The organism is Hydrogenophaga sp. LT287, assembly GCF_055702805.1.
In genome coordinates, this window is sequence record NZ_JBVPZC010000004.1 from 175,145 (window position 1) to 184,384 (window position 9,240).

Consider the following 9,240-nt stretch of genomic DNA (forward strand, 5'->3'; position numbering starts at 1 on the left):
CTCCGGTGGGTATATTAGCCGATGTTGGTCCATTTTACTGAGCGCTGGCCGGTGGAACCCTGACGTCGGCATGGGGCGGGTTCCCCTTAGCGCCGAAAAGGCGTCGAAACCATTGGGCCAGGTCGTCCATGTAGCAGTACACCACGGGCACCACCACCAGCGTGAGCAGCGACGAGGTGATGACCCCGCCAATGACCGCCTGGCCCATGGGCGCGCGCTGCTCAGAGCCTTCGGTGAGCGCAAACGCCAGTGGCACCATGCCAAACACCATGGCCAGTGTGGTCATGAGAATGGGGCGCAGCCGCACCCGGGCCGCCAGCAGCAGCGCGCTTTCGCGGTCCAGCGGGGCGCCGCCGTCGATGCCGTGGCGGGCGCGGATGGCGAAGTCCACCAGCAAAATGGCGTTTTTCGTGACCAGGCCCATCAGCAACACAATGCCGATGACCGAGAACATGCTCATGGTGGAGCCAAACATGAGCAGCGTCACCACCACACCAATGAGCGTGAGCGGCAGCGAGGTCATGAGCGCCAGTGGCTGCAAGAAACTCTGGAACTGGCTGGCCAGGATCATGTAGATGAAAATGATGGCCAGCGCCAGGGCAGACAGGGCGTAGCCAAACGATTCCTGCATGTTTTTGGTGGAGCCGCCGAACTCGTAGCGGTAGCCGGGCGGGAAGGACGAGGTGTCGAGCACCCGGCGGATGTCGGCCGACACATCGCCTGCCGAGCGGCCGTACACGTTGGCGTTGATGGCCACTTCGCGGTTCAGGTTGCGGCGGTTGATCTGGTTCGGCCCGGTTGATTCGACCACCTGCGCCACCTGCCCCAGGCGCACCACGCGCGCCGTGCCGTCGGCGGCGGTGCCCACCACAAATGGCAGTTGTTCCAGGTCGCTGGTGCGCTGACGCAGCTCGGGCGCCAGGCGCACGTTCACGTCGTAGCTCTCGCCGTCCACCGCGCGCCAGTTGCCCACGGTTTGCCCGGCCACCAGGGTGCGCAGGCTGTTGGCCACGGCCGCAGCGTTCAGCCCGGCGTCGGAAGCGAGTTCGCGCCGCATCACCACATCCACGGTGGGCTTGTCGGGTTTCACGCTGGCGTCCAGGTCGACCAGGCCCACGATGGGGCGGATACGTTCCATCACCTGCTCCGTCAGGCGTTCCAGCTCTGCCAGGTCGTCGCCCTGCAGCGAAAATTCCACCTGTTTGTTGCCGCCCACCGCGTCCAGCAGGCCGGCGTGGGTCACGGTGATGCCGGGCACGCTGCGCAGGCGCTCGCGCAGTTTGGCCGACAGGGCGTCGGCGCTGAGCGTGCGGTCTTTGCGGTCCACCAGGCGCACGTACACGCTGGCGTACATGGTGCCCACCGCATTGCCGGTGTTCAGGGTGGCCAGGGTGTATTTCACTTCAGGGAATTCGCGCAGCACCGTTTCCACCTGCCGGGTTTTGGCTTCGGTGGCGGCCAGCGAGGAACCCACCGGGGTATGAAAGCTCAGCGAGGTTTCAGAAAAATCGGCCTTGGGCACAAACTCGGTGCCCAGCAGCGGCACCATGAAAATGCTGCCCACAAACGTGGCCACCGCCAGGCCCAGCGTGGCCAGCTTGTGTTTGAGCGACCAGCGCAGCGCGCCCTGGTACGACTCGGTCATGCTGTCTTGCAGGCGGTCGAACCAGGCGGTGACGCGGCCAATGGTCTTGTCGTAGAGCGTGCGGGGTGTGCCGTGTTTTCCGTGTTTTTCAATCTCCGGGTCGTGCCACACGCTGGAGAGCATGGGGTCGAGCGTGAAGCTGACAAACATGGAAATCAGCACCGCGGCCACCATGGTGATGCCGAATTCGTGGAAAAACTTGCCGATGATGCCGCCCATGAACCCGATGGGAAGAAACACCGCCACGATGGACAGTGTGGTGGCCAGCACCGCCAGGCCAATCTCTTGCGTGCCGTCCATGGCGGCATTGAAAGGCGTTTTGCCCATCTGCACATGGCGCACGATGTTTTCGCGCACCACGATGGCGTCGTCAATGAGCAGACCCACCGAGAGCGTGAGCGCCATCAGCGTGATCATGTTGATGGTGAATCCGAACAGGTTCATGAAAAAGAAGGTGCCGATGAGCGCAATGGGCAACGTGAGCCCGGTGATGACGGTGGAGCGCCACGAGTTCAGGAACAGAAACACGATCAGTACGGTGAGCAGCGCGCCTTCAATGAGCGTGCGGCGCACGTTATCCACCGACACGCGAATGGGCCGCGACCCGTCGGTGATCTGCTCCAGCCGCATGCCGGGCGGCACTTCGGCTTTGAGCGCCTCCACGGCCGCCTTCAGCCCATCCGTCACCGCAATGGTGTTTTCGTCTTGCGCCTTTTGCACCTGCAGCAGCAGCGTGCGCTGGCCGTTGTACAGCGCCAGGCTTTCCACTTCGTCGGTGCTGTCGCTCACCCGCGCCACTTGCGACAAATACACCGGCGAGCCACCGCGCCGGGCCACGATGATGGATTCAAAGTCTTTCGGGTTTTTCAGGCGCGCCAGCACCTGCACCACCCGTTCGCGCTCGGCACTTTTGAGCGTGCCTACCGGCAGGTCCTGGTTTTCGTTGCGCACGGCGGTGGTGATCTGCTCGGCGGTGATGCCCAGCGCTTCCATGGCCTTGGTGTCCAGGTCGATGTTGACCGCGCGCTGGGTACCACCCACCAGCGTCACCGAGCCCACACCGCGCACGTTTTCCAGCCGCTTTTTCAGGGTTTGTTCGGCCCAGGTGGTCACGGCTACGGCAGAGGGCGCTTGGCCATTCACCGCTTCGGGTATCACCGCCAGCGACCAGATGGAGCGCGCCGCCGGGTCAAAGCGCAGCACGCGCGGCTCTTTCACCTCGGTGCGCAGCGTGGGCCGCAGAATCGCGATTTTTTCGCGCACGTCTTCGGCCGCTTTGCGGCCATCCACCGTGAGCTGAAATTCAACGATGACGACCGACTGGCCCTCGTAGCTGCGCGAACTCAGCGCGTTCACGCCCGCCACGGCGTTCACCGCTTCTTCCACCTTTTTGGTCAGCTCCGACTCGACGATCTCGGGCGATGCACCCGGGTATTCGGTAGTGACCACCACCACCGGAAAGTCGATGTTGGGGAACTGGTCGATCTGCAGCCGCTGGAATGAAAACAGGCCCAGCACCACAAAAGCCACCATCACCATCGTGGCAAACACCGGGTTGCGCAACGAAATTTGGGTGAACCACATGGTGCGGTGCTCAGTGGGTGGTGGTCAGGGCGGCGGGGCTGCTGGCGCTGGGTGCGCTGCTGGTCTCGGTAGCGGCTTGCAGGCGCACGGCAGTGCCCTCGCGGATCAGCCCCGCTTGCGCCCGCAGCAGCTGGGTGCCCGCGGGCAGGCCGTCCAGCGCCACCATGGGTTCGCCGTTCAGCAGACCGCGCGCGCCGGGTGTGACCGGCCGGTGTTGGATGCGGCCGTCCCGCAGCACCTGCACATAAGGTAACGGTTGGTCGTTGCGCACGGCAGACAGCGGCACCGCCAGCGCGTTCACCTGCCCGGTCACGATGTAACCCTGGGCAAACAGCCCCTGGCGCATGCCCGCACCCGCCGAAACACGCAAATACACCAGCACGCTGCGGCTGCCCGCCTGCACACTGGGGTTGATGCGCGCCACCGTGGCCTGCACTGGCTGCGCCAGGCCTTCTACCGTCAGGCTCACCTGCAGGCCTGGCAGCACCGCCACCGCGTCGGCCGGGGCCAGGGCGGCTTCCAGCTCAAAGCCCGACAGGTCGACCACCTCCAGAATGCGCGCGTCCAGCCCCACCCGCTCGCCGTTTTGCACCAGCCGGGCCGATACCTGGCCGTTCAGCGGTGATCGCAGCGTGGTGTCTGCCAGCGCTTTGCGGGCGATGTCGCGCGTCGCCAGCGCCGCCTGGTGGTTGGCTTCGGCAGCGGCCAGGTTGGCGGTGGTGGTTTCCAGCGCGGTGGCCGAAATGAAGCCCTGGCGCACCAGCGCCTGGTTGTTGTCCAGTGCGCGCCGGGCAATGCTCACCTGCGCCTGGGCTGCTTCGGCTTGCTGGCTGGCCTGGCGCAGCCGGGCTTGCGCTTCGGTGCTGTCAATGCGCGCTACCACCTCGCCTGCGCGCACGGTGTCACCCTCGCGCTTTTGCAGGCCTTGCACCTCGCCGGCCACGCGGGCCTTGATGGCCGCGGTTTGCAAGGCCTTGAGCGAGCCGGAAATGCCCACGGTTTGCGCCAGGGTCAGCGGTTGCACCACCACCACGTCTTGGGCTGTTAGCTCATACACGGGGGCTTGCTGCAAGGCTTCGGCGGCCTGGTTGGCGGCGTCGCGCTGTGCGGCGCGTTTGTTCAGCGCACGCGCCAGGCCCAGCGCAATCGCCAGCACCAGCAGCGCCAGCAACAACCATTGGATCCAGGGGCGGCGTGGGGTGTTCATGGATGTGAAGAAAGGGGGTGTGGGTTGCCAGCGCGCGGGCGCTCAGGCGGTGGGCGCAAGCATGCCGCCCAGCAGCAGGCTCACCTGGCTGTCGATAAAGCTCACGGGGTCAATCTGTTCTGAAGCTGGACAGCACGGCGCCATCGAGTGCTTCCACATCAGCAAAAAGATCATGGGTGCGATGAGGCTGTACACCGCGTATTCCAGGTGCATCGGGCGAAACTCGCCGCTGTCCATGCCGCGTTGCAGCACCCGGCGCAGCAGGTCGTGGCCGGGGCCAATCACTTCTTGCTGGTAAAAGGCCGCAATCTCGGGAAACATGCCCGCTTCGCTCATCACCAGCTTGGTGATGCCCGAGGCGGCTGTCATGCCAATGCGCTCCCACCAGCTGTGCATGCAGTAGCGCACCAGCTCGGCGTTGCTGCCATCAAAACGGTCCAGCTCTTCGTTCCACTCGGTGAAGCGCCCGGCAATGGTTTCACGCACCACCGCCTTGAACAGTTCTTCTTTGCTGGGAAAGTACAAAAACAGCGTGCCTTTGGACACACCGGCCCGCGCCGCCACCTCTTCTACCCGGGTGGCTGCAAAGCCTTTTTCAACGAACAAGGCCAGCGCGGCGTCCACCAGTTCACCGGGGCGCGCTTCCTTGCGCCGCGCACGGCGCTGCGGCGGCTCGGCGTCCAGCGGTGCGTTGGTGGTGTGTTTGTCGGTTGTCACGCGTCGGTATATTAATGACCAGTCGGTTATTAATATACCTTATGGCGCTCACCCCAGCTTGATGCCCACGTGCCCAATGCGCTTGCCCTTCATGTCGCGCACGCTGATCTCGGCCGTGCCCAGGTGCACGCTGTCACCCGGCACGGGCGGGCGGTTCAGCTCAGCCTGCAGCCAGTCGCCCACGGCCTGGGTGGGCTCGCCCGGAACCGGCAAACCATAAAACGCGCACAGGTTGTCCATCGGCGTGCTGGCATCCAGCACAAAGTCACCCAGCACCAGGCGCGCGTGTTCGGTATCGTCCGGGTCGGGTATCGTCACGCCGGTGCGCTTGGCGCTCCATGCAATGGTGGAGCCCTGCAGCAGCAGCGACGTGAGCACCACCACAAACGCCACGTTAAAGAAGGTCTGTGCCCCAGGTACGCCCGCCATCACCGGGAACACGGCCAGCACAATCGGCACCGCGCCACGCAGGCCCACCCAAGAAATAAAGGTAATCTCGCGCGGACTGAAGCGCAGTGGCGCCAGGCACAGCCACACCGAAATGGGGCGGGCCACAAACATCAGCACCAGCGAAACCCCCAGCGCTGGCCACAGGGTGCGCAGCAAGTCGGTGGGCGTGACCAGCAGCCCCAGCAGCAAGAACATGCCGGCCTGCGAGAGCCAGGCGTAGCCGTCCATGGCCGACAGCGAAGGACGCACTTGGCGCCGGGCCCGGTTGCCCACCACCACGCCCATGATGTACACCGCCAAAAACCCGGAGCCGCCAAACCAGGTGGTGAACGCAAACACCGCCAAGCCGCCCGACACCACCAGCAGCGCACGAACACCGCCGCCGCCGTCGGCCCCGCGGCCCAAGCGCTTGAGCAGCTCGGCCAGCCCCCAGCCGCAACCCAGCCCCAGCAAGGTGCCCCAGCCAAACTGCTGCAGCAGCGACAGCATCACGTCCCCCGCGCTCATGGCCTCGGCGGTGCCCCCGGCCACGGCCAGCGCAATGGCAATAAACGTCAGCGTCAGGTAAACCGCCATCGGGTCGTTCATACCCGACTCGATTTCCAGCGTGGCCGCCACCCGCTCGTTCAGGTGCACACCAGAAGACTTCAGCAGCGAAAACACCGCCGCAGCGTCGGTCGAGCCCACGATGGCGCCCACCAGCAAGGCCAGCGGCCAAGACAAGTCCAGCAGCCAGTGCGCCGCCGCCCCGGTGATGGCGGTGCACACCACCACCCCCACCGTGGCCAACAGCAGCGAAGGCCTCAAACCGGTGCGAAACGTGCTCATGTTGGTGCGCAGGCCACCGTCCAGCAAGATCACCGCCAGTGCCACGTTGCCCACCCAGAAGCTCAGACGGAAGTCGTTGAACACCAAACCGCCGGGGCCGTCCACGCCCGCCAGCGTGCCCACCACCAGAAACACCAGCAGAAAAGAAAACCCGATGCGCGCTGAAAACACCCCCGCCAGCACGCTGATGAAGACCAGCGCGGCCGCCGCCAGCAAAGGCAGGGTGAGGAAATCGAGAGAAAGATTCATTCCCGTAAGCTAACAGAATGTGCGCTAGCGAACCGGCCCAGACCTGCAAACACAATACGTTTTTCGGGTGCTCGCCTGCCCGAGCGAAACCCGCAACCCGTGGGCTGAATGAACACGACACGCACGCCCTATGGACAACCTGGATCTGCTGATCGATCTGCACCAACCCAACCACCGCCAGGGGCCGGGGGACGATGCACACACTGCGCTGGCGCTGCGCTTGACCGGCCTCGACCCGGATGCGCCTGCCGCCGTGGCCGACATCGGTTGCGGCACCGGTGCGTCCACGCTGGCGCTGGCCCGGCTGCTGCCTCGGGCGCACATCACCGCGGTGGACCTTCTTGCGCCCTTTCTGGCCACGCTGCAGCAGCGCATCGCCGCCACCGGCTTGGCCCGCTGCGTGGCGCCGCTCGAAGCGTCCATGAGCGAACTGCCTTTTGCCGACGCGCAGTTCGACCTGCTCTGGTCCGAGGGCGCCATCTACAACATGGGGTTTGAAAACGGCGTGAAAAGCTGGCGGCGGCTCCTCAAGCCCGGTGGCGTGCTCGTGGCCTCCGAACTCACCTGGACCACCGACGCTCGATCGCCCGAGCTGCAAGTGCACTGGGAACGCGAATACCCCGAGGTCGACACGGCCTCAGCAAAAATGCGTGTGCTGGAGCGATACGGCTACTCGCCGCTGGGCTACTTCGTGCTGCCCGAGTCTTGCTGGATGGAAAACTATTACCGACCGCTGCAGGCCAGTTTCGGCGACTTTTTGCGGCGCCACGGCCACAGCGCAGCCGCGCTGGACGTGGTGGCAGAGCAAGAGCATGAGATCGCCCTGTACCAAGTGCACAAGGCGTTTTTCGGCTACGGGGTGTACGTGGCGAAGCGGGTGGATTGAACCCCTGGTGGGTTGCGCCCTGGCGGCCCCAACGGGCTGACAGTCAGTTCACCGCGGCAACGCAACGAAACCCGATGTACACCGCGTAAAAGTCCGCCGCTTTCCAGGCGTTCACGTCCTTGCCCATTTGCCCTAGGAGTCTGCGCGGCAGAACGTTTCGCGTACTGATTTGAGGACCGCTGCGCGGTGCCTCGGGCGATTTGATCGCTTCCGTTGTTTGGCGTGGTCCTTACGGCGGCCTTGGTCAGGTCTGAACGCCCCGTTTCGCGCCCCGAGATGCCCCGTTTTCCCTCAAATGCCGCGCAAACTGCACATCCGTCTCAAGTTCAGCGCCAGACACACGAGCTTGAACTCGGCCTTGACCTTGTCCAGTCCGCGCAGGCTGAACTGTCTGAACCCCAGCACGCTCTTGATCCAGCCGTTGGGCGCCTCCACGATCCACTTCCTCTTGCGGTAGGCCGCCTTGCCCTCGGGTGTCTTCAACTTGGCATCCATCGCCGCGCTGCGCGGGTACTTCCGGGCGTCAATCTCCAGCGCCTGCTTGCCCTCGCGCCCCAGCGCCACGATCAACTCGCTCGGACTGTCCTTGATCTGCTCGAACACCGACTCCGAGCGGAACCCCGCATCAGCCAGCACCTGCCTGGCGTCTTCGCACAGGTTGGCTTTCACCGCCGCCAGCAACACGGGCAGGCGGTCGCTGTCGGTGGCGTTGTTGCTCAGCTCGGCCGCCACCACGATCTGCGCGCTCTCGTCCACCGCCGTGTGCGCGTTGTAGCTGTAGTCATAGCCCCCACCGGCACGCTTCATGATCCGGCTGTCCGTGTCGGTGAAGCTCTCCTGGGCGCTGTCTTTGGGCACGCCGAAGTCGCGCTTGTAGCGCCCGCCCTTGGGTTTGCCGTCCTTGTCCCGGGGTTTGCGCTGATCGTTCTGGCTGCGCCCGCGGGCTGCATCGGCTTCTCGCTGGCGTTGTTCCAGCCGCAGCTTGGCCGCCGTGATCGCGGCCAGCCGATCGGCTCTGCGTTTGATCTCGCTGGGGATGTCGATGTCGGGTTCGTTCTTTTCCAGGTCGTCGGCCGCCTTAGCTCTGTTGAGCAGCCCGTCAATCTGCGCTTTGAGTTCGGCCTCGGCCTTGAGCATGCGCTCGTAGCTCATGGCCTTGTGACGGCTCGCATTGGCCTTGAGCTTGGTGCCGTCCACCGCCACGGTGCCCAGTTTGACCAGGCCGCACTCGCGCGCCAGGCGAACGACCTGAACGAACAAGGCCGAGAGCTCTTGCAGGTGCAGTGCCCGAAAGTCCGAGAGCGTGCGGTGCGCCGGGTAGTTCTCTGCGGCCAGCACCCGCAGCGCCACGTCTTCATGCAGTTTGGCCGCCAGCTTGCGCGAGCTGAAGGTGCCCGTGGCGTAGCCATAGATCAAGACCTTGATCATCATGGCCGGGTGAAACGGTTGGTTGCGTGGGCCGCCCTTGTCGTAACGGGCGTGAAACGCCCTCAGGTCCAGGCTGTCGACGCTGTCGCTGATGAAGTACGCCAGATGCCCTTCGGGCAGCCAGTCTTGCAGTGCGTCAGGCAGCAGTCGCTGCTGTTGCGGTTCGTAGGGGAGGTAACTTGCGGCCATGCCCACAATTTACCAAGCATTCGGACCTCATGGCGCTTCTGCCGCGCAGGCTCCTAG

General features: G+C 64.7%; 6 protein-coding genes. 1 reads left to right on the forward strand and 5 read right to left on the reverse strand.

The genetic code is table 11. The annotated features are described in order from the left end of the window. Window positions 1–34: 34 nt before the first annotated feature. The 4 genes from AC0GNR_RS05780 to AC0GNR_RS05795 are packed head-to-tail and all read right to left on the reverse strand — an operon-like array spanning window position 35 to window position 6,680. A complete protein-coding gene (locus tag AC0GNR_RS05780; RefSeq protein ID WP_472900045.1) occupies window positions 35–3,229 on the reverse strand; it encodes an efflux RND transporter permease subunit in 3,195 nt (1,064 codons plus the stop codon). A 10-nt stretch (window positions 3,230–3,239) separates the two neighbouring features. Continuing rightward, on the reverse strand, window positions 3,240–4,436 hold the full coding sequence (locus tag AC0GNR_RS05785) for an efflux RND transporter periplasmic adaptor subunit (protein WP_472900046.1): 1,197 nt from the start codon (window positions 4,434–4,436) through the stop codon (window positions 3,240–3,242). A gap of 42 nt (window positions 4,437–4,478) precedes the next feature. After that, the gene (locus AC0GNR_RS05790; protein WP_472900047.1) at window positions 4,479–5,153 is read right to left on the reverse strand and encodes a TetR/AcrR family transcriptional regulator; all 675 of its coding nucleotides are present in this window, start codon (window positions 5,151–5,153) and stop codon (window positions 4,479–4,481) included. 48 nt (window positions 5,154–5,201) lie between these two features. Further along, window positions 5,202–6,680, reverse strand: a complete 1,479-nt coding sequence (locus AC0GNR_RS05795; protein WP_472900048.1) for a potassium/proton antiporter — start codon at window positions 6,678–6,680, stop codon at window positions 5,202–5,204. A 130-nt stretch (window positions 6,681–6,810) separates the two neighbouring features. On the opposite strand from AC0GNR_RS05795, the gene AC0GNR_RS05800 reads away from it, so the two are divergent. After that, window positions 6,811–7,566, forward strand: coding sequence for a class I SAM-dependent methyltransferase (locus AC0GNR_RS05800; protein ID WP_472900049.1), 756 nt, complete (start codon window positions 6,811–6,813; stop codon window positions 7,564–7,566). A 291-nt stretch (window positions 7,567–7,857) separates the two neighbouring features. Here AC0GNR_RS05800 and AC0GNR_RS05805 read toward each other — a convergent pair whose 3' ends face one another. After that, complete coding sequence (locus tag AC0GNR_RS05805) at window positions 7,858–9,183, reverse strand: IS1182 family transposase (protein ID WP_472899619.1); 1,326 nt, start codon at window positions 9,181–9,183, stop codon at window positions 7,858–7,860. Between the last annotated feature and the right edge of the window lie 57 nt (window positions 9,184–9,240).

Bases quoted from the DNA above. Each gene is read 5' to 3' on its own strand.
- AC0GNR_RS05780 (WP_472900045.1), bottom strand. From the start codon at position 3,229: ATGTGGTTCACCCAAATTTCGTTGCGCAACCCGGTGTTTGCCACGATG.
- AC0GNR_RS05785 (WP_472900046.1), bottom strand. From the start codon at position 4,436: ATGAACACCCCACGCCGCCCCTGGATCCAATGGTTGTTGCTGGCGCTG.
- AC0GNR_RS05795 (WP_472900048.1), bottom strand. From the start codon at position 6,680: ATGAATCTTTCTCTCGATTTCCTCACCCTGCCTTTGCTGGCGGCGGCC.
- AC0GNR_RS05800 (WP_472900049.1), top strand. From the start codon at position 6,811: ATGGACAACCTGGATCTGCTGATCGATCTGCACCAACCCAACCACCGC.
- AC0GNR_RS05805 (WP_472899619.1), bottom strand. From the start codon at position 9,183: ATGGCCGCAAGTTACCTCCCCTACGAACCGCAACAGCAGCGACTGCTG.